Annotated in this window: 23 protein-coding genes and 1 pseudogene; 12 read left to right on the forward strand and 12 right to left on the reverse strand. The window is 74.5% G+C overall.

Annotated features, from left to right (window positions below; all coding sequences use genetic code 11):
- Positions 1–8 precede the first annotated feature (8 nt).
- From GKE82_RS12115 to GKE82_RS12135, 5 genes are all read right to left on the reverse strand, one after another.
- Complete coding sequence (locus GKE82_RS12115; RefSeq protein WP_233243701.1) at positions 9–848, reverse strand: carbohydrate ABC transporter permease; 840 nt, start codon at positions 846–848, stop codon at positions 9–11.
- 2 nt (positions 849–850) lie between these two features.
- Positions 851–1759 (reverse strand): carbohydrate ABC transporter permease, encoded by a 909-nt coding sequence (locus tag GKE82_RS12120; protein WP_107567153.1) that lies wholly within the window; start codon positions 1757–1759, stop codon positions 851–853.
- Positions 1760–3004, reverse strand: a complete 1245-nt coding sequence (locus GKE82_RS12125) for an extracellular solute-binding protein (protein ID WP_154733455.1) — start codon at positions 3002–3004, stop codon at positions 1760–1762.
- Positions 3005–3068: 64 nt separating this feature from the next.
- Positions 3069–3743 (reverse strand): M48 family metallopeptidase, encoded by a 675-nt coding sequence (locus GKE82_RS12130; RefSeq protein ID WP_107567155.1) that lies wholly within the window; start codon positions 3741–3743, stop codon positions 3069–3071.
- A 55-nt stretch (positions 3744–3798) separates the two neighbouring features.
- Positions 3799–5040 (reverse strand): DUF445 domain-containing protein, encoded by a 1242-nt coding sequence (locus GKE82_RS12135; RefSeq protein ID WP_199223841.1) that lies wholly within the window; start codon positions 5038–5040, stop codon positions 3799–3801.
- Positions 5041–5068: 28 nt separating this feature from the next.
- On the opposite strand from GKE82_RS12135, the gene GKE82_RS12140 reads away from it, so the two are divergent.
- Complete coding sequence (locus GKE82_RS12140; protein ID WP_107567156.1) at positions 5069–5356, forward strand: hypothetical protein; 288 nt, start codon at positions 5069–5071, stop codon at positions 5354–5356.
- Positions 5357–5366: 10 nt separating this feature from the next.
- On the opposite strand, the gene metF is transcribed toward GKE82_RS12140, so the two are convergent.
- Together metF and GKE82_RS12150 are read right to left on the reverse strand one after the other, a co-directional pair.
- On the reverse strand, positions 5367–6293 hold the full coding sequence (metF, locus tag GKE82_RS12145) for a methylenetetrahydrofolate reductase [NAD(P)H] (protein WP_107567157.1): 927 nt from the start codon (positions 6291–6293) through the stop codon (positions 5367–5369).
- A gap of 27 nt (positions 6294–6320) precedes the next feature.
- Positions 6321–7247: an MBL fold metallo-hydrolase gene (locus GKE82_RS12150; RefSeq protein ID WP_309233566.1), complete on the reverse strand. Its 927-nt coding sequence runs from the start codon at positions 7245–7247 to the stop codon at positions 6321–6323.
- A gap of 117 nt (positions 7248–7364) precedes the next feature.
- Here GKE82_RS12150 and GKE82_RS12155 point away from each other — a divergent pair, with 117 nt between their 5' ends.
- Both GKE82_RS12155 and GKE82_RS12160 read left to right on the forward strand, forming a co-directional pair.
- Positions 7365–8555 (forward strand): ester cyclase, encoded by a 1191-nt coding sequence (locus tag GKE82_RS12155; RefSeq protein WP_154733457.1) that lies wholly within the window; start codon positions 7365–7367, stop codon positions 8553–8555.
- The gene (locus GKE82_RS12160) at positions 8555–8977 is read left to right on the forward strand and encodes a hypothetical protein (RefSeq protein ID WP_154733458.1); all 423 of its coding nucleotides are present in this window, start codon (positions 8555–8557) and stop codon (positions 8975–8977) included. Before GKE82_RS12155 ends, GKE82_RS12160 begins: the two co-directional genes overlap by 1 nt.
- A 12-nt stretch (positions 8978–8989) precedes the next feature.
- On the opposite strand, the gene GKE82_RS12165 is transcribed toward GKE82_RS12160, so the two are convergent.
- Together GKE82_RS12165 and GKE82_RS12170 are read right to left on the reverse strand one after the other, a co-directional pair.
- Entirely contained in the window at positions 8990–10180 is a 1191-nt protein-coding gene (locus GKE82_RS12165) for a helix-turn-helix domain-containing protein (RefSeq protein ID WP_154733459.1), read from the reverse strand.
- Positions 10181–10189: 9 nt separating this feature from the next.
- Positions 10190–11908, reverse strand: coding sequence for an NAD(P)/FAD-dependent oxidoreductase (locus GKE82_RS12170; protein ID WP_154733460.1), 1719 nt, complete (start codon positions 11906–11908; stop codon positions 10190–10192).
- Positions 11909–12127: 219 nt separating this feature from the next.
- Here GKE82_RS12170 and GKE82_RS31425 point away from each other — a divergent pair.
- The 8 genes and pseudogenes from GKE82_RS31425 to GKE82_RS12200 form a co-directional block, all read left to right on the forward strand.
- Positions 12128–12541: pseudogene (locus GKE82_RS31425) on the forward strand (aminotransferase class V-fold PLP-dependent enzyme); the annotation flags it as partial.
- A gap of 97 nt (positions 12542–12638) precedes the next feature.
- Positions 12639–13166, forward strand: a complete 528-nt coding sequence (locus GKE82_RS28415; RefSeq protein WP_230316156.1) for a hypothetical protein — start codon at positions 12639–12641, stop codon at positions 13164–13166.
- Positions 13163–14281, forward strand: a complete 1119-nt coding sequence (locus GKE82_RS28420) for an aminopeptidase (RefSeq protein WP_309233567.1) — start codon at positions 13163–13165, stop codon at positions 14279–14281. Before GKE82_RS28415 ends, GKE82_RS28420 begins: the two co-directional genes overlap by 4 nt.
- Positions 14278–15159 carry an alpha/beta fold hydrolase gene (locus GKE82_RS12180; RefSeq protein WP_309233568.1) on the forward strand — a complete coding sequence of 294 codons (882 nt, stop codon included), beginning with the start codon at positions 14278–14280 and terminating at the stop codon, positions 15157–15159. The genes GKE82_RS28420 and GKE82_RS12180 overlap by 4 nt, the downstream gene beginning before the upstream one ends.
- Positions 15160–15186: 27 nt before the next feature.
- A complete protein-coding gene (locus tag GKE82_RS12185; protein WP_154733462.1) occupies positions 15187–15807 on the forward strand; it encodes a hypothetical protein in 621 nt (206 codons plus the stop codon).
- A 117-nt stretch (positions 15808–15924) separates the two neighbouring features.
- Positions 15925–17562 carry a hypothetical protein gene (locus GKE82_RS12190; RefSeq protein ID WP_154733463.1) on the forward strand — a complete coding sequence of 546 codons (1638 nt, stop codon included), beginning with the start codon at positions 15925–15927 and terminating at the stop codon, positions 17560–17562.
- 93 nt (positions 17563–17655) lie between these two features.
- Positions 17656–19089 (forward strand): pyruvate kinase, encoded by a 1434-nt coding sequence (gene pyk / locus GKE82_RS12195; protein WP_154733464.1) that lies wholly within the window; start codon positions 17656–17658, stop codon positions 19087–19089.
- A complete protein-coding gene (locus GKE82_RS12200) occupies positions 19086–20183 on the forward strand; it encodes a L,D-transpeptidase family protein (RefSeq protein ID WP_196189190.1) in 1098 nt (365 codons plus the stop codon). Before pyk ends, GKE82_RS12200 begins: the two co-directional genes overlap by 4 nt.
- A 513-nt stretch (positions 20184–20696) precedes the next feature.
- Here the strand turns inward: GKE82_RS12200 and GKE82_RS28425 are convergent.
- Positions 20697–21359 carry a TVP38/TMEM64 family protein gene (locus GKE82_RS28425; protein WP_154733466.1) on the reverse strand — a complete coding sequence of 221 codons (663 nt, stop codon included), beginning with the start codon at positions 21357–21359 and terminating at the stop codon, positions 20697–20699.
- Positions 21335–22729: an AarF/ABC1/UbiB kinase family protein gene (locus tag GKE82_RS12210; RefSeq protein WP_154733467.1), complete on the reverse strand. Its 1395-nt coding sequence runs from the start codon at positions 22727–22729 to the stop codon at positions 21335–21337. The genes GKE82_RS28425 and GKE82_RS12210 overlap by 25 nt, the downstream gene beginning before the upstream one ends.
- A gap of 56 nt (positions 22730–22785) precedes the next feature.
- On the opposite strand from GKE82_RS12210, the gene GKE82_RS12215 reads away from it, so the two are divergent.
- Positions 22786–22926 (forward strand): hypothetical protein, encoded by a 141-nt coding sequence (locus tag GKE82_RS12215; protein ID WP_154733468.1) that lies wholly within the window; start codon positions 22786–22788, stop codon positions 22924–22926.
- Between the two features lie 118 nt (positions 22927–23044).
- Here the strand turns inward: GKE82_RS12215 and GKE82_RS12220 are convergent, their stop codons facing one another.
- On the reverse strand, positions 23045–23800 hold the full coding sequence (locus GKE82_RS12220; protein ID WP_154733469.1) for an MBL fold metallo-hydrolase: 756 nt from the start codon (positions 23798–23800) through the stop codon (positions 23045–23047).
- Between the last annotated feature and the right edge of the window lie 3 nt (positions 23801–23803).

Raw genomic sequence — 23803 nt, forward strand, 5'->3', positions numbered from 1 at the left:
GCTGCCACCTACCCCTTGACGGCGCCGGACGTGAGCCCCGCCACGATCCGGCGCTGGAAGATCAGGACGAAGACGATGATCGGGATCGTCACCAGGATCGCGGCGGCGGCGATGTTGCCGGTCGGCGCGGTGAACTGGGACTCCCCGGTGAAGAACGCGATCGCCGCCGGGACCGTGCGTGACGCGTCCGACGAGGTCAGCGAGATCGAGAAGACGAAGTCGTTCCAGCAGAAGATGAAGACGAGGATCGCCGCCGTGAACATGCCGGGGGCGGCGAGCGGCACGATCACCTTGCGGAACGCCTGGAACGGCGTGGCACCGTCGACCTGGGCGGCCTCCTCGAGGTCGAACGGGATCTCGCGGAAGAACGCGACGAGGATGTAGATCGCCAGCGGCAGGGCGAACGTCAGGTACGGGATGATCAACCCGAGGTACGTGTCGTAGATGTGCAGCGCCCGCCACATGTCGAACAGCGGGCCGACCGTGGAGATCGGCGGGAACATCGCGATCGCCAGCGCGCCGGCGAGGATCGCGCGACGGCCCGGGAACTCCAGGCGCGCGATCGCGTAGGCGGTGAAGGACGCGAGCACGATCGCGATCGACGTGGCGATCAGCGCGATGAGGATCGAGTTGATCAGCGGCCGCAGCAGCGGCGAGTCGAGCCCGCCCTCGAACAGGGTCGTGTAGTTGTCCAGCGTCCACTGCGCCGGGACGAGCCGCCCGTCCCCGACCGTCGCGGGCGTCTTGAACGACAGCATCAGCAGCCACAGGACCGGGGTCAGCGCGCTGATCAGCACGGCCGCGAGGCCGACGGTCCAGAAGAGCTTCTCGCGACCGGTGGACCGCACGGCTAGACCTCCCGGCCCGGGGCCTGGGTGCCGAGGCCGCGCGTGAAGACGACCGCGATCGCCACGACGAGGACGAACAGCAGCACCGACACGGTCGAGCCCAGCCCGAGGTTCAACCGCGAGATGAGCTGGTTGTAGCCGAGGATCGACACGGACTCGGTGTCCTGCGCGCCGCGGGTCATCACGAAGATCGAGTCGAAGACCCGGAAGGCCTCCAGCGTGCGGAACAGCAGCGCGACGAGGATCGCCGGCCGCATCAGCGGCAGCGTGATCCGCGTGAACCGCTGCCACGCGTTCGCGCCGTCGACCTTCGCCGCCTCGTAGAGGCTCTCGTCGATCGTGGTGAGACCGGCGAGCAGCAGGAGCGCCATGAACGGCGTGGTCTTCCAGACCTCCGCCATGACGATCACGACCATCGAGGAGAACCGCTCCCCGAACCAGGCCTTGTCGTCGTCGACGAACGGCAGCCCGTTCACGAACCCCGCCGACGGGTCGAAGGCGTAGAACCACGCGAACGCGGCGACGACCGTGACGATGCCGTACGGGATCAGGACCGCGGTGCGCGCGACGCCGCGGCCGAAGATCGCCCGGTGCATGACCATCGCGAGCGCGAGGCCGAGCACGAGCTCGATCGCCACCGACACGACCGCGATCACGACCGTGTTGAACAGCGCGGTCCACCAGAGCTCCGAGGTGAGGACCGTGACGTAGTTGGCCAGGCCGACGAAGCCGCCCTCGCCCGGGAAGCGCAGGTCCTTCTCCTGGAGCGAGAGGACGACCGCGTAGCCGATCGGGTACGCGGTGACGAGCAGCATCACCGCCACCGCGGGGGCGCACAGCAGCAGGCCCAGCCGCCGCTCGGCGCGGGCGCGCTCGGACAGGACCGGCTTCGGGCCCGACGCGCGGGCCATCTACAGCAGCCCCTCGCGGTCGATCGCCTGCTGGACCTTCTCGCGCAGGTCGTCGTAGGCCTTGGCCGGGTCGAGCTTCGTCAGCGGGTGCAGCGCCCGCTGGATCGCCAGCGACACGTCCTGGTAGGCGGGCGACTCCGACGGGCGCGGCTCCGCGTCCTCGATCGACTCCCGGATCGTGCGGGCGAAGCCCGGGTAGGCGTCCTTCACCGTGCGACGGTCGAACAGGTCGGGGCGCACGGGCGGCAGGCCCTCGCGCTTGGTGACCTCGAGCTGGTTGCGCGACGAGACGAGGCATTCGATCGCGTCCCAGGCGCGGTCCGGGTCCTTCGCGTAGGACGACACGCCGAGGTTGAAGCCGCCCAGCGGCGGGTTGCTCGGCCGCGAGGGGTCGACGCGCGGGTACTTCGCCGCGGCCATCTGCTCGTACACGGCCGGGGCGTTGGCCTTCGCGGCCGGGTAGACGAACGGGTAGTTCAGCTCGAACGTCGCGGTGCCCGCCTCGAAGCTCTTGCTCGCCGAGTCCTCGTCGGAGGTGTCGATGTCGGCGGTGCCGTGGGTGCGGGCGAGGCGCGCGAGGATCTCCAGGGCGCGCACGGTCGGGGCGCGCCGCAGGCCGAGGCGGTCCGGACCGTCGAGGACGCGCGTGCCGGCGGAGTTGATCAGCGCGCTCGCCAGCACGACGAGGCCCTCGTAGCGGGAGCCCTGGATCGCGACGACCCCGTCGTCGCCGAGCCGGTCGGCCTCGTCGAGCAGCTCGTCCCAGGTGCGCGGCGCCCGGTCGACCCGGTCCTTGCGGTACCAGAGCAGCTGCGTGTTGGACCACAGCGGCGCCGCGTACAGGCGGTTCTCGAAGGTCGCCGTCCGGCGGACGCTGTCGAAGACGCCGCGGGTGAGCGTCGCGCGCCGGGCGGCGGGAACGGGGCGCAGCCAGCCGGCGTTCGCGAACTCGCCGGTCCAGACGACGTCGGCGCCGATGATGTCGATCGTGTCGTCCTCGGCGCCGAGGCGGCGGACGAGCTGCTCGCGCTGCTGGTCGGCCTGGCTGGGGAGGTACTCGAGTTGGATCCGGTAGCGGCCGTCGGACTGCCGGCTGCAGCGGTCGGCGAGCACGTCGAGCGCACCGCCGGGCTGCTTGGCGATGAACCAGGTCAGGGTGCGGGAGCCGGAGTCCTCGCCCGACCCGCACGCGGACAGCGCGACGGTGGCGAGCAGGACGAGGGTGAGTGCGGTGACCCGGCGCATGCCTGCGGGTCGGTACCCGGCGCATCGCGGCGGCGAACGCGGATCGCGCGCCGAGGCGCCCTGCCTACAGGTGCAGCCCGGCGCCGTTGGCCTTCAGCCAGCGCTGCGGCTCGCGGTAGCCCGGGCAGTGCCGGGCCACGAGCGCCCAGAACCGCGGGCCGTGGTTCATCTCGACCAGGTGGCACGCCTCGTGCCAGATCACGTAGTCGAGGACCGGTTCGGGCGCCAGCAGCAGCCGCCAGTTGAAGCTCAGCGCCCCGTCGGAGGTGCACGAGCCCCAGCGGGTCTTCTGGTCGCGGATCGTCAGCCGCGTGACGGTCCGCCCCAGGCGCGTGGCGGCCGCGTCGACGCGCGGCCCGATCTCGCCGCGGGCGGCGCGCCGGTACCAGCGCTCGAGCGCGTCGCGCTGCCCGGCCGCGGCGGGCGGGACGAGCAGCACGTCGCCGCGACGGTGCACGCGGGTGCGGCCCGGCTCCTCGCGCAGCCACAGGTCGAAGCCGAGGTAGGGGACGACGCCCGGCGGCCGCTCGAACCGCGCGAGCAGCGCGGCCTGCTCGGCCAGGCGCCGCTCGATCCACGGGCGCAGCTCGACGATCGCGCGCTCCGCCTCGGCCTCCCGCGCCCGGGCCGGGAGCACGACCTCGACGCCCTCCCGCGGGTCGACGGTCACCCGCACGCGCCGCGCCCGCGGCGAGCGACGGATCGTGTACGGGATGTCGTGCGAGGGCCGGGACGCCACGGGCCCGCAAGGGTACGACCCGGTGCCGACGGGCCCGCGCCGGTCGCGCGGGGGCTCAGAGCAGCTCGGACAGCGCGTGGATCAGCAGGCCGGCGAGGCCGCCGACGACGGTGCCGTTGATGCGGATGAACTGCAGGTCGCGGCCGACCATCAGCTCCAGGCGTCGCGCCGCCTCGTCGCCGTCCCACTGGTCGATCGTGTGCGTGATGACGGTGGTCAGCTCGGCCCCGTAGGTGTCGACGAGGGACGTGACGGCCTCTGCCGTGCGCTCGTCGACGCGGGCGCGCAGCGCATCGTCGGCCAGGAGCCGGGCGCCGAGGTCGGCGAGCAGGACGCTCGCGCGCTCCTGCAGGGCGCCGCGCTCGTCGCGCAGCGCGGCGGTCAGCGCCTCCCGCACGGAGAGCGTCAGCGACGTCGCCGCGTCGGCCGCGGCGCGGCCGGCGAGGATCCGGCGCTTGAGCTCGTCGGCCCGGGCGCGGGTGCGCGGATCGTGCTGCAGGTCGCGGGCGAGGCGGCGCAGCAGCTCGTCGGCGGCGGCACGCGCCCGGTGGTGCGGGTCGTCGCGGATCTCGGCGACGAACCGCACGAACTCGCGGTAGACGCGACGGGACACGCCGCGCTCGACGAACCGCGGCGACCACTCCGGCAGCCGGTCGGTGACGAGCTCGGTGACCGTGTCGGCGTTGTCGACGAGCCAGTCGTGCGTCTCGACGATCACGAGGTCGACGACGACCGTGTGGGCGCGGTCGTCCAGGACCCGCTCGAGCACGTGCCCGACGACCGGGGCCAGCGACTCGTTGGCCAGGCGCGGTAGCACCGCCTGCTCGACGATCGCGCGGACCTCGTCCTCCTGCAGGCCGTCGAGGCCCCGGGCGAGCGTCGGCGCGGCGCGGCGCACGACGCGCGCCGCGTTCTCCGGGCGGCCGATCCAGGTACCGGCGCGACGGGCGGGCTCCGCGTCGAGCACGCGGTCGCGGACGATCTCGGCGGTGAGGAAGTTCTCGGTCACGAACGACTCGAGGCTGCGGCCGAGCTGCTGCTTGCGCCGCGGGATCAGCGCCGTGTGCGGGATCGGCAGCCCGAGCGGGTGACGGAACAGCGCGGTCACCGCGAACCAGTCCGCGACGGCGCCGACCATCGACGCCTCGGCGGCGGCGTTGACGTAGCCGAGCGCGCCGTCCTGCCCGAAGGTCAGCGCGTAGACGGCGGCGGCGAGCAGCAGCAGGCCGAGCGCCACCGCCTGCATCCGTCGCAGGCCGCGCAGGCGGGATTCGTCGGTCTCGTGGAGGTCGTTCATGGGGGGCTCTGGAAGGTACGGTTCGGGGATGCCGGGCCCGCGCTCGATCGTCCGCCTCCCGCCGCAGGTGCGACCGCCGTTCCGGGTGTTCGTCAGCGGCGTGCCGCAGCGGGAGGGCGAGGACTATCTCGTCGAGGACGGGTTCCTGGTCTTCCCGGGGCGCGAGCTGCGCAAGGACCGGGTGAGCGGCTGGCGCTGGTTCCTCGGCGCGTGGGGCGTCGGGACCTACCGGCAGGACGACTCGGTGGACGTGCAGTACGAGCTCGACGGCCGACCGCTGGTCGCGGAGGGTCTGGAGATCGAGCTCGGGCCGTGAGCCGGCCGCCTCAGGCGGTCGCCTTCTCCGGCGGCACGGCGAGGCCGGTCGCGCGCTCCCACGGGCGCCAGAGCTTCAGGGCGCTGAGGATCGCGCGCGTCGCGGGCGAGCGGTTGAGCGTGTAGAAGTGGATGCCGGGGCAGCCGCCGGCGAGCAGGTCGGCGCACTGCAGCGTCGCGTAGGAGACGCCGAGCTCGGCGACCGCCTCCGGGTTCTCGCGGCGGGCGTCCAGCGCCTGCTCGAGGCCCGCGGGGAGCGCGCAGCCCGACAGCGTCGTCATCCGCTTGATGCCCTCGACGTTCGTGATCGGCATGATCCCGGCGATGATCGGGACGGTGATCCCGGCCGCGCGGGCGCGCTCGACGAAGTCGAAGTAGAAGCGGTTCTCGAAGAACAGCTGGGTGACGAGGAACGTCGCGCCCGCGTCGACCTTCTGCTTGAGGTACTCGAGGTCGGCCTCGGGCGAGACGGCGTCGATGTGCGTCTCCGGGAAGGCCGCACCGGCGATCGCGAACTCCGGGTACTCCGCGGCGAGCAGCTCGACGAGCTCGCGCGAGTACTCGAGGCCGCCGTCGGTCTTCGTCCAGCGCGTCTCGCCCGCGGGCGGGTCGCCGCGCAGGGCGAGGACGTTCTCGACGCCCGCGTCGCGCAGCTGGTCCAGCGCGCCGCGCAGGTCGTCGGTCGTGGCGTTGACGCAGGTGAAGTGCGCCATCGCCTCGAGGCCGAACTTCTCCTTGATCGTGGAGACGATCTCGATCGTCTTCTCGCGGGTGCTGCCGCCGGCGCCGTAGGTGACGCTGACGTACGCGGGCTCCAGCGGCTGCAGCTCGCGCAGCGCCGCGTAGAGGTTCTCCTCCCCCGCCTCGGTCTTCGGCGGGAAGAACTCGAAGGAGAACGTGGGGTCGCCGTTGCGGGCGAGAAGCTCGTCGATCCTCATCTCGCGGCGAACCTTAACACGGTCGTGTCAAGGTTGGGTAGGGGCGACCTCCCACCGCTCCGGAGCCCCCTGCTCGCCCGCGACCCGCGCCGCCCGGCCGAGCGCCTCGAGGTGCGTCAGGTACGACAGCGTCTCCGTCATCCGCCACGCCGCGTTGAGCGCGCTCGTCGCGTCCCCGTACACGCGCGGCAGCGCGTCGAACGCCGTGATCGGCCCGTGCTCCGAGAGCACGAGCTGCACCCGGTCCAGCCGCTCGTGCACGAGCTCGCGGTTGGCGTCGATGTGCGCCTGCACGTCGGTGAACGTCCGGCCGTGCCCCGGCAGGCACAGGCGCGCGTCGAGCCGCTCGACGACGTCCAGCGAGGACAGGAACTCCCCGACCGGGTCCGGCGAGTAGCCGTAGTCGTAGTAGAGCGACACCCGGCCGAGCAGGTGGTCGCCGCTGATCAGCAGCCGCCGGTCGCGCTGGTGCAGGCACACGTGCGAGGGCGCGTGCCCGGGCGTCTCGTGGACGGTCCAGGGCCCCAGGTCGGTCTCCACCACCACGCCCGGGACCAGGTCGCGGTCCGCCACCACGACCTCCTCGATCCCGTAGCCGCGCGTCTTCGCCTCCGCCGCGTACGTGCGCAGCGGCGCCTCCGGCACCCCGGACTGCAACGCCACCTCGATCCGGCGCTCGATCGCCGCGTCCGGATCCGACGCGTTGGCGGTCATGTGCTCCACCGCCGGGTGCATCCACAGCTCGCAGCCGCTGCGCGCCATGATCGCGGCGGCCTGCCCGTAGTGGTCGGAGTGCGCGTGCGTGCAGACCAGCAGGCGCACGTGCTCCAGCCGCAGGTTCACCTGCGCGAGCGCGCGCTCCAGGTGCGCCAGCGACCCCGGCTCGTGCATGCCGCAGTCGAACAGCACGATCCCGTCACCGCGGGCGACCGCCCAGGCGTTGACGTGCGGCACACCGGGCCACGGCAGGGGCAGACGCAGACGCCAGACGCCGGGCATGACGCGCTCGCCACGCCCCACCTCGCGCTTGTGGGAGGGGGGAGGACACCGCCGGGAGTCTAGGATTTCGCGATGGCCGCCACCCCGACGAAGGTCGCCGACGCGTACTTCGACGCGATCGCCCGACACGATCTCGAGGCCGCCGTCGCGCTCTGGGCGCCGGGCGGACGCGAGCACGTCCGCGGACAGGTCGACACCGTCGCGCCCGAGGGCGTCCGCGCCTTCCTCGGCGGGCTGCTCGCCGCCGTGCCCGACCTGCGGTTCGAGGTCGTCGCCAAGACCGTGCAGCGCGAGCGCGTCGCCGTGCGCTGGGTCGCGACCGGCACGTTCACCGGTCAGGCCTACCAGGGGATCGCCGCCACCGGCGCGCGCATCCGGCTCGAGGGGATCGACGAGCTGCAGGTCCGCGACGGGCTGATCGTCGAGAACAACGCGTACACCGACGGCATGACGTTCGCCCGGCAGATCGGCCTGCTGCCCGAGCCCGGCACCCCCGCCTACGGACGGCTCGCCGCCGCGGCCAACGCGCGGACCCGCGCGACCCGCCGCCTGGCCGGCAGCCGCCCGGAGGAGATCGCCGACGGCGTGTGGCTCGTGCGCGGCGGCATCCCGCGGTCGATGAACGTCTACCTCGTGCGCGACCCCGCCGACGGCCGGATCGTCGTCTTCGACGCCGGCATCCGCGCGATGACCGCCGCGGTCGCGCGGGCCGGCGCCGCGCTCGGCGGCATCAAGCAGGTCGTCCTCGGGCACGGCCATCAGGACCACCGCGGCGCCGCGCCCGGCCTGCGCGTCCCCGTGCTCTGCCACCCCGACGACGTCGCCATCGCGCAGGGCGACGGCGGCTTCTCGGGGTTCGACCTCTCGCTGCTGAAGCCGCCGGCGCGATGGCTGTACCCGCACCTGCTGAAGACGTGGGACGGCGGCCCCGTCGAGATCGCCGGGACCGTCCAGGAGGGCGACGCGGTCGCGGGCTTCGAGGTCGTCCACTGCCCCGGGCACGCCGACGGGCTCATCGCCCTCTGGCGGTCCTCCGACCGGCTCGCGCTCAGCAGCGACGTCTTCTACACCGCCAATCCCGAGACCGGGCAGCACGGCGCGCCGCGCGTGCCCCTGCGCGCGTTCAACCTCGACCACGAGCAGGCGCGCGCGTCGATCCGCAAGCTTGCCGCGCTCCGGCCCGCGGCCGCGTGGCCGGGCCACGCCGAGGGCATCAGCGGCGACGTGGAGTCCCAGCTCCTGCGAGCGGCGGAGACGACCTGATGGGCAAGCGCTCGCGCCGCCGCGGCGGCCCCGCCGACGACGGACCGTCCTCGTTCGCCGACCTCGGGATCGACCTCGACCTCGACCTCGACGCCGAGCCCGAGGTCACCCGGACGATCGGCGAGCACGGCGTCCTGACGCTGCGGCTCGGCATGTCCCCCGGCACCCGCAGCGAGTACGAGCAGCTGCTCAAGGGCTTCCGCTCCACCGCCGCCGCCACCCAGGAGGACCGCTGGGCGCGCGCCGTCGAGTTCCTGTTCGAGCGGCTCGTCGTCCGCTGGGAGGTCGCCGGCGTCGCCACGAGCGGGCAGAAGGACCTGCTGCGACGCCTGCGCGTCGCCACCCGCGACGAGCGCCACGCGATCCGCGACGGCCTGCGCCAGCACCTCGCCGAGCACCTGCCGGACGTCGCGGCGCCCTGAGCGGCGGCCGTCCTACGAGGCCGCGAGCGCGCGGTCGATCAGCAGCGCGGTCACCAGGTCGGTCCGGCGCTGCGCCAGCGGTGCGCCGAGCGCCTCCTGCGCCTGCGCGAGCCGGTGGCTGACGGTCTTCTCGTGCACCCCGAGCAGCGCCGCCGCGCCCGTCTTGCGCTCCCCCGCGTCGAAGTACGCCCGCAGCGTCTCGCGCAGCCGCACGGCCCGCGGCGTCGCGGCGCCCAGCTCCTCCCCGAGGACCGTGGCGACCAGGCGGCGCGCCGCGTCCTCGTCGGCCAGGAGCGCGGCGAGCACCGCCACGTCCGGGTAGGCGACCGCGGCGCCGCCCGGATGGATCCGCTCCAGGGCGCGCAGCGCGACCAGCGCGTCACGGGCACCGCCCACCAGCTCCCCGACGCCGGGACGGACGGTCGCGACCACGCACCAGGTCCCGGCCGGCACGGCGGCGAGCGCGGTCGCCGCCGCCCGGCGCGCGTCCGCGACGACGGCGAACCAGCTGACGTGCGCGCCGTCGACGAGGTCGAGCCCCATCCGCGGCGGGTCCGCGAGCGCCGCGGCGACCCGTCCGACCGCCGCCGCCGGGCCGCCCGTCGGCGCGCGGACCGCGACGACGACCTGCGCGCGGTCGAGCGGGTGGTCGAGCAGCGCGGGGTCCGCGGGCTCCCCGGCGAGCAGGGCGCGCAGCAGCGCCTCGCGCCGCCGTCCCGACACCGCCGCCTCCGCGGCGATCGCCGACCAGCGCCGCACGATCAGCTCGCTGATCCGGTCGACGTACCGGGCCAGGTGGTCCGCCGAGGCGCGGGCCAGCCGGTGATGGGCCGCCGCGTCGGCCCCGCTCGCGGCGATCCGGTCGAGCCACAGCAGCAGCAGCGCGGCGGCCCCGAGCCGGTAGGCGCGCAGCATCACCGGCAGCGCGTCCTCCTGCGCGGCGAGCCGGTCCAGCAGCTCCAGCGCGCCCTCGGGCACGTCGAGCCCGTCGGCCGGCATGCCGCCCGCCAGGGTCGTGACGATCGCCTGCACGTTCGCCCGCGAGGTGGAGCGCACCAGCTCCCGCAGCGCGCCGTCCGGGCCCGCCAGCTCGGGCTGGCGGTCGAGGATCGCGGCGGACACCGCGTCGGTGAGCGCCTCGAGGTCGGGCAGCGCGGCGAGCGCGAAGGCGCGCAGCGCCGCGTCGTCGAGGTCCTCGCCCATCGGCCGATGCTATGCGGCGGACACGACCTCCCCGTCACGGCGGGCGCGGCCCCGCTTGACGGCGTGCCGGCGGCAGACGAAGAACGGGTCCCAGTCGGGGCCGTGGTCGGGCAGCGCCGCGCGGTCCGCGATCACCTCGCCGCCGTGGAACGCCGCCATCAGGTCGCGGCCGACGATCGCCGACGCCGTGCCGACGCCGCCGCGCATCGTGAACGCGATCCCGTACAGGAACACGGTCGACGCACCCGCCAGGTACAGCCCGTCGATCTCGGTGCGGACCGGCAGCCGCCGCCCCGGCCCGATCTGCTCCTTGCTGTTGAGCGGCCCGTACGGCATCCGCGAGAGCGTGTACCGCTCGTGCGTCTGCGGCGTCGCGGACTCCTGCCAGACCACGTGCCCGCGCAGCTCCGGCAGGGCCTCCAGCGTGCGCTCGAGCATGACCGCCTCGACCTCGGCCTTGCGCTCCTGGTAGGCGGGCCGGTCCTCGTAGTCCTCGCCCGCGTACGGATCGCCGCCGCCCCAGAACGCCGGATCGTCCGGGACCGTCGTGAACGCCTCGATCGACGAGTGGCCCGGCGTGCCGAAGTGCCGCACGCCGCCGGTCTTGAGCGTCGGGGAGCTGATCGCCAGCCAGCCGTCCGGGTCCCACCGGCCACGGTCCATGAGGTCGAAGGTCGTCTGCTGGTCGTAGCGGCGGTGCAGGACGTAGTTCGTCGCCGGCCGCGTCGCCGACAGGTCGATGTCGGCCGCGAGGTACAGCGAGAAGATCGAGTGCGGCCGCTCGAACCGCCGGATCCGCCGCACCGTCCGGGCCTTCAGGTGCTCCGGGCCCACGAGGTCCAGGAACGTGCGGTGCGCGTCGGCGTTGCTGACGACGACGTCCGCGGCGATCCGCTCGCCCTCGTCGAGCGTCACCCCCGTCACGCGACCGGCGACGACGTCGATCGACCGCACGCGCGCCTTCGTCCGGACCGCGCCGCCGTGGCTGCGGATCACCTCCGTGAGGTTCGCGGCGAGCACCTGACCGCCCTGCGTCGGGAAGAACGCCCCCGCCTTGAAGTAGTGGCGCAGCAGCGCGGCGACGAGCAGGGCGGGCGTGCGGTCCGGCGGCGTGTTGTGCAGGTGCACCAGCGACACCAGCGCCGCCGACGCCTGCGGGCTCAGCCCGTTGCGGGCGAACAGCGCGGTGATCGGCTGCTCGAGTCCGCGCACGATCTGCGCGAGCTCGAGCGGGCGGCGCGCGAGCGGCAACATCGCGCCGACCGCGTGCGGCACGTCGTTGATGCGGTCGAACCCCTCCCCGATCAGGCGCAGGTGGGCGACGCAGCGGCGCAGCCCGTCGGCGTCCGCCGGGAACGCGGCGGCGAGGTTGTCGGCCAGGCCCTCCCACGAGGTCGGCACCCGGAACGCGTGCTCGGGCAGCTGGACCGTGTCCATCCCCGCGTCGTCCATCCGCGACCAGGCGATCCGGTCCTCCACCCCGAGACCGCGCAGGACCGTCGGGATGAGGCCGTCGGACCCCGGGACGCAGCCACCGACGTAGTGCACGCCGACGTCGAACTCCCAGGCCTTGCGGCGGCGGAACACCTGCGAGCAGCCGCCGAGCATCTCGTGCTGCTCGAGGACGAGGACCGAGCGGCCGCACGCGGCGAGGCACGCCGCCGTCGTCAGGCCACCGAGACCGGAGCCGACGACGATCACGTCGTGGCGGGGGACGGAGGAGCTCATGCCCGCATGCTCCCCGCGGCGCCGCGGCGACCGCAAGGGCGGGTTGGGAGCGCCGCAGGCTCCGCCCCGGACAACGCGGCCCCGTAGGGTTGCGCCATGCCCGTCACCGTCCCTGATCGCCTGCTGCTCGGCTCCGGCCCGTCGCCCGTCCCGCAGCAGATCCTCGACGCCCTCGCCCGGCCGACGATCGGGCACCTCGACCCGGCGTTCGGCGCCCTCATGGACGAGGTCGCCGACGGCCTGCGCACCGCGTTCCGGACCGCGAACCGCGTCGCGTTCCCGGTCAGCGCGACCGGCAGCGGCGGCATGGACCTCATGGTCGCCAACCTCGTGCAGCCCGGGGACCGCGTCGTCTGCGGCATCCACGGCCTGTTCGGGCAGCGGATGGCCGAGGCGCTCGGCCGGCAGGGCGCGCACGTCGTGCGGGTGGACGCCGAGTGGGGCCGGGCGATCGACCCGCAGGAGCTCGTCACCGCGATCCACGCGGGCGACACCGCCGCGGCGTTCGTCGTCCACGGCGAGACGTCCACGGGCGTCGCGCAGCCCCTCGACGGCATCGCCGACGCCTGCCGCGAGCATGACGCCCTGTTCCTCCTGGACTGCGTGACCTCGTTCACCGGGCACCCGCTCGACCTCGAGGCGAGCGGCGTCGACGCGGCGTTCAGCGGCAGCCAGAAGTGCCTCAACGCGCCCCCCCGGCCTCGCGCCGTTCACGCTCGGCGACCGGGCGATGCAGCGCGTCGACGGCGGCTCGCGCTCCTGGTACTTCGACCTCTCGCTGGTGCTCGGCTACTGGCGCGACGGCGGCGCCGCGGGCGGCGCGCGCGCCTACCACCACACCGCCCCGATCAACAGCGTCTACGCGCTGCACGAGGCGCTCGAGCTCGTCCACGACGAGGGCCTGCAGGCGCGCTGGGACCGGCACGCCACCGCGCACGCCGCGCTGCGCGACGCGCTCGCGGTGCTCGGGCTGCCGCGCCTGGCGCCCGAGGGCGAGCAGCTCCACCCGCTGCTCGCGGTCACGCCCCCGCCGGACGTCGACGAGGCAGCCGTCCGCGGCGCGCTGCTGCAGGACCACGGCATCGAGATCTCCGGTGGCCTCGGCCCGCTCGCCGGCCGGCTCTGGCGCGTCGGGGTCATGGGCGTCGGCGCGAACCCCGAGCCGCAGGAGCGGCTCGTCACCGCGCTCGCGACGCTGCTCGGGCGCGAGGCCGCCCCCGCGCTCGACACGCTCGCGGCGGGCTGGGCGGCCGCGTGAGCCACGAGGAGGACACCGCGACGGTCGCGGGCATCGTCGACCCGGCCGCGTTCGCCGACCTCATCGCGGGCTACTGCCTGGAGGTCGAGCCCCACCAGCAGGTCACCGTCCGCTCGACGACGCTCGCCGCCCCGCTGCTGCTGGAGCTGCAGCGCGCGATCCTGCAGCGCGAGGGCTGGCCGCTGCTGCGCGTCGAGCTCCCGGGACAGACCCGCGGGTACTACGAGCACGCCGCCGACTGGCAGCTCGACGACTTCCCGCAGCTCACCCTCACCGAGGCGAAGAAGCTCGACGCGACCGTGGCGATCCAGGCCCCCGACGACGTGCACGCCCTCCAGGGCCTCGACCCGCAGAAGCTCATGCGCGCCCGCCGCGCCCGCGGGCCCGTCTCCGAGGCGACGATGAAGAAGCGCTGGTGCACGAGCCTGTGGCCGACCGCGTCGCTGGCCGCGGGCGCCGGCATGAGCCTCACCGAGTTCGCGACGTTCGTGCGCGGCGCGCTGTTCCTCGACCGGCCCGCCGGACCGGTGGCGGCCTGGAACGAGCTCGGGCACTTCCAGGACCAACTCATCAGGCGCGTCGCGCCGGCGAGCGAGATCCGGATCGAGGCACCGGGCACCGACCTGCGGCTCAAGGTCAAGGGACGCGGCTGGGTGAACTCCGACGGCAAGCGCAACATGCCCTCCGGCGAGGTCTTCACCGGCCCGCACGAGCGCAGCGCCACCGGGCACATCCGCTTCGACGTGCCGTCGTCCCCCGCCGGGGTCGAGGTGTCCGGCGTCGAGCTCGAGTTCCGCGACGGCGAGGTCGTCAAGGCCCGCGCCGACGTCGGCGACGCGTACCTCCAGCAGGCGCTCGCGACCGACGACGGCGCCCGCCGCCTGGGCGAGCTCGGCATCGGCACGAACTTCGGGATCGACCGCCCCGTCGGCGTCATCCTCTTCGACGAGAAGATCGGCGGCACCGTGCACTGCGCGCTCGGACGCAGCTACGACGAGACCGGCGGCAAGAACCGCAGCGCGCTGCACTGGGACCTCATCTGCGACCTGCGCGGAGGCGGCCGCCTCACCGCCGACGGCGAGGTCTTCCAGGAGAACGGGAAGTTCGTGCTGTGAGTCGCCAGGACGTCTGGTTCACCAGCGGCGGCGAGCGGATCGCCGCCTGGTGGTACCCCGCCGCCGGCCGCGCCGACGGGGAGCGCGGTACCTGCGTCGTGATGGCCAACGGCTTCAGCATGACCCGCCACGACGGGCTGCCCGCCTACGCGCAGGCGCTCAGCGACGCGGGCGCCGGCGTGCTCGTCTTCGACCACCGCTTCCTCGGCGACAGCGGCGGCACGCCCCGCCAGCGGTTCCGGGCCGGCGAGCAGCTCGAGGACTGGCGCAACGCGCTCGCCTACGTGCGCGGCCGTGACGACGTCGACCCCGCGCGCGTCGTCGCCTGGGGCTTCAGCTTCTCCGGCGGGCACGTCACGAAGCTCCTGCAGCGCGACCACGGCCTCGCGGCCGGGCTCCTCGTCTGCCCGTTCGTCGACGGCCCCCGCCGGGTGCTGAGCGCCGGCCCGGGCGACATCGCCTGGCTGCTGCCGCGCGCGCTCGCCGACCTCGCCGGCCGCCACACGACGATCCCGGTGACCGCCCAGCCGGGCTCCCGCGCCGCGATGACGCTCCCCGGCGAGGCCGACGGCTTCGCCCGCGCCGTCCCGGCGGACTCGCCGTGGCGCAACGAGATCTCGCCCGGGCTGTTCGCCACGGTCGCGCTGCACGCCCCGTGGATCACCGCGGCGCGGATCCGCGTGCCGGTGTGGATCGCGCTCGGCGAGCGCGACGTCAGCGCCCCCGCGGCCGGGATCGAGGCGCTCGCCCGGCGCGCGCCGCACGCCGAGCTGCACCGCTACGACCACGACCACTTCGATCCGTTCGTCGGCGAGGAGCCCGCGCGGCTCGCCGCCGCCCAGATCGCGTTCCTGCGACAGCGGTCACTGTTGCACTAGAATCCCGTGGCGGATGGGACGCCACGGATGAGCGAGACCATGTACGGCCCCGGCGGGCGCATGTACGGCTTCCCGCCGGGCATGCGCGCCGTCCGCCACGACGACGACGTGCACGCGCTCGCCGGCGCACGGATCGACGACGTCGAGGGACGCCGGATCGGCACGATCGCCGCGATCCTCGTCTCCCGCCACGACGGGCACAACCGCTTCTTCCTCGTCCGTCGGCGCGGGCGCAGCGGCGGGCTGTGCGCCGTGCCCGTGCAGGGCGCGGTCGCCGGTGGCGGCCGGGTGTGGTGCCCCTACCCCGGCCGGCAGATCGACCGTGGGCCGCGGCTGCCCGAGCACGGCGTGCTCAGCCCCCGCGTCGACCGCGAGCTGCGCGGCCTCTTCGGCCTCCCCGCCCCCGCGACCGAGGCGCCCGCCTGGGAGCGCCGCGCGTCGGTCAGCCGCGCGCAGCGCGACCCCGCCCGTCCCGAGGCGATCCTCTGGATCCCCGGACCGCGCGCCGCGAACGACCGGCGCTCCGGGCTGGACCGGCGCACCGGCGAGCCCGCCCCGGGCGCGGCACCGACCGGCGACGGCGCGCTGCCCGTCGCGCTCGAGCGCCGACGCCAGGGCCGCCGGATCACCGACCTGCTGGACGGATAGCCCTTCAGACCGGGGACCCGCCTGCCGATATCCGTCCAGGGCCGTCCACCGCGCCGGAACCTCCCGCCCGTCGCGCGGTTGGCAGCTCCGAAACCCGGCAGTCATGGAGGCACTGCAATGGCCCGTCCCACGGCCCACCGACACCACCCCAGCCGTCGTCTCGCCCTCGCGCTCGTCGCGAGCGCCGGACTCGCCGCCGCCGCCCCGGCCGGCGCGCAGACCGCCACGAACCCGTTCAACTGCGACGCCAGCGCGCTGCGCGGCGTCGTCCTGGGCACCGCGTCGCTGGAGCCCGCCTCCGCCAACCGCGGCCAGGCGTCCTGCCAGAACGCCACCGGCGGCCTCACCGGGGTGCTGCCCGCGCCGCTCGCCGCGTCCGCGGTCGTCGCCCGCACGATCTCCGGCGGTCCCGCCGACCGCCCCGACCTGCGCACCGCCCTCGCCATCGGCGGCCTCGCCGACGTGAAGATCGGGGCGCTCGGCCTGCCGCTGCAGCTGCCGGTCGACACCGTCCTGGACTCCGTGCAGCCGCTGCTCGTGCCGCTGAACGGCCTGCTCGCGCCCGTCGCGTCGCTGCTCGGCGTCCCGAACCTCTCGCTGGACCTGCGGCCCGCGCTGGCCCAGCTGCTCCCCAACGGCGGGCTGCCCGACAGCATCGTCTCCGCCGACGCCGTGCTCGCCTACGCGGGCGCCCGCTGCACCGACGGGAAGGCCGTCCCGTTCTCGACCTCCTCGGTCACCGGGCTGAAGGTCCTCGGACAGCCGGTCGTCGTCGACTCCGCGCTGCAGGACACGCTGAACCTCATCGACACCGCCTCGATCGACCCGTCGCGGCTCGACCCGCTGGCGCTCCTGCCCACCGCCACGCTCGACACGCTCACCGGGACCCCGCTCGTCAGCGGGCTCGTGAACACCGCGCTGCGGCCGCTGATCCAGTCGCTGCTCGACGCGCTCCCGAACATCGAGGTGCCCGCCACCGTCGCCAACGTGAAGATCACCGCCGGCGGCCGCAGCGCGGAGGACGGCGTCCTCACCCAGCAGGCGCTGCGCGTCCAGATCAGCGTGCTGAACCAGGCGATCGCCGACGTGACGATCGGCGAAGCGCGCGTGAACACCGCGGGCGCCGACTGCACCCCGCCCGCCCCGGCGGTCACCCCGCCGACCACCACCGACCTCGCGCTGCAGTGCACCACGCGGCGGCTCGTGCTCGAGGACGTCATCGCGCGCGGCGACCGCGTCTCGCTCATCGGCGCGGCCGACCGGGCGCTCGCCGGGAAGACCGTGTCGATCCGCTTCCTCGCCACCGGCCGGATCGTGGCGCGGGTGCGGATCGCCCCCGACGGCAGCTTCCGCGCGACCGCGCCGCTGCCCTCCCGGAGCGTGCGCTCCGGCAACCGCGCGCGCTACCAGGCGGTCGTCGGACGCGAGAAGTCCCTCGACCTCAAGCTCGAGCGGCGGATGGTCGTCAGCGGGGTCTCCGTCCGCGACGGCAAGGTCACGATCGCCGGCCGCGTCACCCGCCCGCTCGCACGTCCGGCCGCGACGATCACCGTCACGCGCCGGGTGTCCTGCAAGAAGATGGCGGTCGTCGCGCGCGTGAAGCCCCGCTCCGACGGCAGCTTCCGCGTGACCGTGCCCGCCCCCGAGGGGCAGCTGGCCGCCGTGTACCGGCTCGGGACGCGCGTGCGCAAGACCGCGGGGAACGCCAAGACGTTCCCGACGTTCACGCTGCCGCGCGCCGTCGACCTCTCCTAGAGGGAAGCGCGACGGTCCCCCGGGCCGACCCGGGGGACCGTCGCGCGAGGTTCACGATCTGCGCCGTGCGCGCGAGTAGGGTGCGGTGCAGTCATGCGCAGAACGAAGATCGTCGCGACCATCGGCCCCGCCTCCCGGGATCCGGAGACCCTCGCCCGCATGGTCGACGCGGGGATGGACGTGGTGCGGCTGAACTTCAGCCACGGCTCCCACGACCAGCACCGCGAGACCGCGCAGATGGTCCGGGAGGCCGCCAACCGCGCCGGGCGCCCCGTCGCGATCCTCCAGGACCTCCCCGGCCCGAAGCTGCGGATCGGCCCGCTGGCCGACGACCGCGTCGACCTGAACCTCGGGGACGTCGTCACCTTCACCTGCGGGGAGGACGACCCGCCCCCCGGGACCGCGACGCGGATGAGCATCACCTGGGACGGCCTCGCCGACGCGATGGAGCCCGGGGACGTCCTCTACCTCGCCGACGGCACGGTGCGGCTGCGGACGCTCGCCTCCCGCCCCGGCGAGGTCGACGCCGAGGTCGAGATCGCCGGCAGCGTCGCCAGCCGGCAGGGGCTGAACATCCCCGGTCCGGTCGACCAGCTTCCCGCCGTCCCGGCGGAGGACCTCGAGCACCTCAAGGCCGGTCTGGCGATCGGCGTCGACCTCGTCGCGCTGTCGTTCGTGCGGCGCCCGGAGGACATCACGTCCGTGCGCGAGCACACGCGCGTGCCGCTGATCGCGAAGATCGAGAAGCCGCAGGCCGTCGCGCGCGCCGAGGAGATCCTGCGCGCCGCCGACTGCGTCATGGTCGCCCGCGGCGACCTCGGGATCGAGCTGCCGATCGAGGAGGTGCCGATGGTCCAGAAGCGCCTCCTGCGGCTCGCCGGGTCGCTGGCGCGCCCGGCGATCACCGCCACCCAGATGCTCGACTCGATGGTCCACTCCTCGCGCCCGACGCGCGCGGAGGTCACCGACGTCGCCAACGCGATCCTCGACGGCACCGACGCCGTGATGCTGTCGCAGGAGACCGCGGTCGGCGCGTACCCCGTCGGGGCGGTCGCGATGCTCGACGCGATCGCGCGGCAGACGGAGAAGGAGGCGCCCTACCGGCGCTGGAACGAGTCGCGCGTCGCCCGCGACGCCCGCGATCCCTCCTACACCGTGGCGCACTCCGCGTGCGAGGCGGCGCGGGACCTCGAGCTCGACGCGCTGGTCGTGCCGACGCTGTCGGGCCGCTCGGTGCGGCTCGTGAGCGCGCACCGCCCCAACGTGCCGATCTACGCGCTCTCCCCGGGCAAGGAGACCGTGCGCCGCTGCGGCCTCATGTGGGGCGTGCGGGCCGCGTCGCTGCGCCGCCACGAGGTCACCGAGGAGCTCATCGCCGACGCCGCCCGGCGGGTCGTGGAGCTCGGCTGGCTGCAGCCCGGCCAGCGCGTCGGGATCACCGCCGGGCTGCCGAGCGGCCGGCCGGGGTCGACCTCCCTGTTCCAGGTGCAGGTCCTGCCCCAGCCGGGCGAGACCTGGCCGTCGTGAACCGGGGACCGCGCACCGTCGCGACGGCGCTCGTGGCGCTCGCGACGCTCGGCGCGCTGCCCGCGGGTGCGGGGGCGTCGGAGCGCGCCCGGCTCTACTTCACCACCGGGGAGCAGTTCCGCACGGTCACCCGCACGCTGCCCGCCGGCGGCTCCACCGTGCTGCCGACGCTGCGTGCGCTGCTGCGCGGGCCGACGGCCGCCGAGCGCGCCCGCGGCATCGACACGCAGCTGCCCAAGGGCCTGCGGGTCTCGTCGCTGACGATCACCGGCAGCGGCCGGGTGCGGCTGTCGATGTCGCGCGAGCTGCTGCAAGGCGTGCCGGTCGCGGCCGCGGAGCGCACGCCCGACCAGACGTCCCTGCTGCGGGCCAGGCTCGGCCAGCTGCTGTACACCGTCACGCAGTTCGGGGACGTGACCGGGGCGCGCGTGCTCGTCGGCGACACCGTCGTCGAGGACGACCTCGACCGCCAGGACTACCAGCCGCCCCGGCCCACGTTCGGCACCACGCCCGGCCCGACGACCGCGCCCGCGCCGGCGGCCGGCCCGGTCGTCCCCGGCGTCCGCGAGATCCAGCAGCGACTCGCGGAGCTGCGCTTCCTCCCCGCCGACGCGGTCGACGGGATCGACGGCTACCGCACGCGGCAGGCGGTCACCGCGTTCCAGGCGTGGCACGGGCTGCAGCGCGACGGCGTCGTCGGCCCGATGACGCAGGCGAAGCTCGCCCAGGCGGGCGTGCCCCGTCCGCGGCTCGGCGGCCCGGCGCGGCGGATCGAGGTGTTCCGTGATCGCGGCGTGATCCTGCTGATCGAGGGCGGCCGGACCGTCCGCGCGATCCACGTGTCGACCGGCGCGGGCGCCAACGCCACCCCGACCGGGCGCTACACGGTGACCCGCAAGGAGCTGCGGTCGTGGTCGGTCCCCTACCGCGTGTACCTCCCGTACGCGTCGTACTTCAACCAGGGCATCGCCTTCCACGAGTGGTCCGACGTGCCGGCCTTCCCCGCCTCGCACGGCTGCGTGCGCGTCCCGGCCCCCGAGGCACCCGTCGTCTACGCGTTCGCGCGCACGGGCACCGCGGTCGTCGTCGCCTGACGCGCGGGCGCGGGCGGGGCGGGCGGGCGCGCGGGCCCGCAAGCGGGTTCTGGGTGATCCGGGACCCATATATGGCCTGCAGATCACCCAGAATCGCGCCCGGGGCGCCACGGGCGGCGGGAGCGCGGGCGCTCGCCCGGACGGGGCGCTTGGCACACGCACGCCGCGGGCGCCGCGCACGCGGCGCTGCGGGCAGAGACCGCCGCCCCCGCGACCAGGCCGTTCTGGGTGATCCGAGACCCATATGTGGCACCCAGACCACCCAGAACGCGCGGTGTGGGGTGGGACGGCTCGCCGGACTGCCAGCGCCTGGGCACGCGCGAACGCACCGGCCGACCGAGCCCCGCCGCGCCCGACCAGTCCGTACTGGGTGATCCGGGACCCAGATATGGCACCCAGATCACCCAAAACCCGTCCTGGGCGCCTCGGGCGCAGCGGGCGCGTGGGCGCCTCGGGCGCGTGGGCGCAGCGGGCGCGTGGGCGCCTCGGGCGCAGCGCCCGCGCCGGGCGCCGCTACGCGGCCTCGCGGCGGGCGAGCAGGAGACCGCCGACCGCCATGGCGACCAGGACCGCCACGGCGACGATCGCCTCGGGCGAGCCGAGGTCGTCGAGCGACCCGCCGAGCGCGGTGTAGGCGAACGCGCGCGGCGCGCAGCCCAGGGCGGTCGCGGCGACGAACGCGCGCAGCGTCACCGGCGCAAGGCCGGCCGCGTAGTTGACGAGGCTGTACGGCACGCCCGGCGCGATCCGCGCGTACAGCACCGACAGGAAGCCGCGGCGGCCGATCCACGCGCGCACGGCACCCAGGCGCGCCCAGCGCGCGGCGAGCTCGACGACCGCGTCGTGCGCCCACCAGCGCGCCAGCGAGAACGCGAGCGCGCCGCCGAGCACGAACGCGGTGATCGTGATCGGGGTGCCCAGCGCGGTGCCGAACAGCAGGCCGCTCGCGCCCGCCAGCAGCGGGCCGGGAAACAGGCAGACCGTGAGCAGCCCGCCCGCCACGACGAACGCGACCGGCGCCCACGCGCCCGTGCGGTCGACCTCGTCGCGCAGCCCGTCCGCCGAGGGGTCGAGCCCCAGCCCGACCGCGACGAGCAGTGCCGCGAGGACGGCCCCGAGCAGACCGACCCGCAGCAGCGGACGGGCGTCGCTCAGCCGTGCCGCTCGGCCAGCCACGCGGCCTCGAGCCGACCGAGCTCGGTGACCGGCTCGTCCCCGTACACCCACTCGCGCGCGATCCGGTGGAAGTTCGCCTTCGCCTCGAGCTGGCCGAGGACCGCGAGCGTCAGGTGCTCCAGGCGCCGCCCGAACAGGTACTCGGCCGGCATCGACTCGTGCCGGAAGCGCGCGAAGTGCTCGCCCATCGGCGTGGACACCCCGAGCACGACGTCGGAGGCCAGCTCGGGCGTCAGCTGCACCTCCTCGTCCTCCGTGTACCAGCCCGACGCCATGCTGACGAAGTCGAGCAGCCGCTCGACCTCCATCTCGCGCTCGCTGGAGAGGAACCCCTCGCGCACCCACAGCTCGCGCAGCTCCTCCCCGCGCCCCTCGTGCGCGAGCCGCTGCGACGCGGTCTCCACGTCGGCGACCGACCGGTCGATCGTCTTGAACAGCCCGAAGTCCAGGAAGCAGACGCGCCCGTCGGGCATCACGAGGAAGTTGCCCGGGTGCGGGTCGCCGCTGAACTGCAGGAACCGGTACATCGACCCGAAGTAGAAGCGGAAGACGATCTCGCCGAGCCGGTCGCGCTCCTCGTCGGTGCAGCGGGCCTTGAACGCCTCGAAGCCCTCCCCGTCGACGAACTCGGTGACGATCACGCGCTCGCGGCACAGGTCGGAGACCACGCCGGGGATGACGATGAACGGGTGGTCGCGGTAGATCCGCGCGAGCCGCTTCTGGTTGGACGCCTCGAGCTCGTAGTCGAGCTCCTCGACGACCCGCTCCCGGATCTCCTGCGTGAGCGCCTGCGTGTCGAGGCCGGGCATCAGCCGGCTGATCAGACGCATGATCATCCCGAGGTTCTGGAGGTCCGCCCGCACCGCGGCGTTCACGCCCGGGTACTGGACCTTCACCGCGACCTCGCGACCGTCCTCGCGCAGCCGCGCGCGGTACACCTGGCCGATCGACGCGGCGGCGATCGCCTCCTCGTCGAAGTCGCTGAAGACCGCGGAGAGCGATTCGCCGAGATCGGCCTCGATGACCTTGCGCATGTCCTTGAAGGCGACCTTCGGGGCCGCGTCGCGCAGGGCGGCGAGCTTCGCCTGGAACTCCTCGCGGTGCTCCTCGGGCACGATCCCGACGTCGAGGAACGAGAGCACCTGGCCGAGCTTCATCGCGGCGCCCTTCATGGTCCCCAGGACGGTGACGAGCTGCTCGGCGGCCTCGAACTGCCGGCGCTCCATCGCGCGCCGGGCGGCGTCGTCGGAGCGCACCGTGTTGGCCGCGCGCGTGCCCATCTGCTTCACCGACTGGGAGGCGGCCATCCGCCCGACCCGCGCGGCGCGCGCGTAGCGGTTGGTCGGGACCTTCTGCTCCTTCTCCGCCATGACCGGGAATCTACGCGACGGGTACGCCGGGCCCCCGGCCGGGAAGGACCTGCGACATGCTCCGCAGGTCGCGCCGTCTCGTCCCCGCGCTCCTCGTGCTCGTCGCCGCGCCCGCCCCGGCGCTCGCCGCGCGCCCGAACGCGTCGGGGCGCAGCGCGCGCGAACGGCGCGGACAGCAGGCCGGTGCCGCGCGCTGATCGGGGAGACGGCGGCGACCGCCCCGGTGCTGTTGCCCGACGGGCGCGTGCAGGCGGTCGCGGAGCCGGCGCGTCGCGGGGGCGGCAGCGCGATGGTGGAGCGCCGCCGCCCGCGCCGCTAGAGCTGCTCGATCTTCGAGCCCGGCACGATGTCGTCGCTGCCGTCGGGCCAGCGCACCCAGGCCTTGTGGCCGCCGTCGTAGTCGTCGCCGAGGTGGATCAGCGTGGCGTCCTCGTCGAGCGCCTTGCAGGGCGCGGAGCCCTCGGGGTCCAGGCCGCGCCAGATCCGCACGAAGCTGTTGTGCTCCCACTCGTCGGCGACCGTGGTCGGGTCGGTGTGCCCGGGGCGGATCACGGTCTCCGGCGGCAGCGCGAGCAGCACCTCCATGATCGAGTGCTTGATGTCCGCGAACGTGGTGTGCCCCGGGGCGCGGACGCCGCCGACGGAGTTCTTGAACAGGGTGTCACCGGTGAACACCTCGCCGCCGACGTGCAGCGACAGCATCCCGAGCGTGTGGCCGGGCGTGTGCAGCACGTCGATCTCGAGCTCGCCGATCGTGAGTCGCTGACCGGGCAGCACCTCGCCGGTGACGAGGGCCGCGTACTGGTCCTCCAGCAGCGCGGTCTCCGACGGGTTGGAGAGCACCTCGACGTCCGGGTAGGCGTCGACGACCGCCTGCAGGTCGCAGACGTGGTCGTAGTGGTGGTGGGTCAGCAGGACGTGGGTGACGGTGACGTCGAGCTCCTTGGCGCGCTCGATCAGCGGCGCGACGGGGCCTCCCGCGTCGACGAAGAAGGCGGTCCCGCCCTCCTTGTCGGCCACGAGGTACGTGTTGGTCACGAAGTCGGGGAGCAGGCTGCGTTCGGTGATCACGCC

The sequence above is a fragment of the Conexibacter sp. W3-3-2 genome (assembly GCF_009707605.1).
GTDB lineage: Bacteria > Actinomycetota > Thermoleophilia > Solirubrobacterales > Solirubrobacteraceae > Paraconexibacter > Paraconexibacter algicola.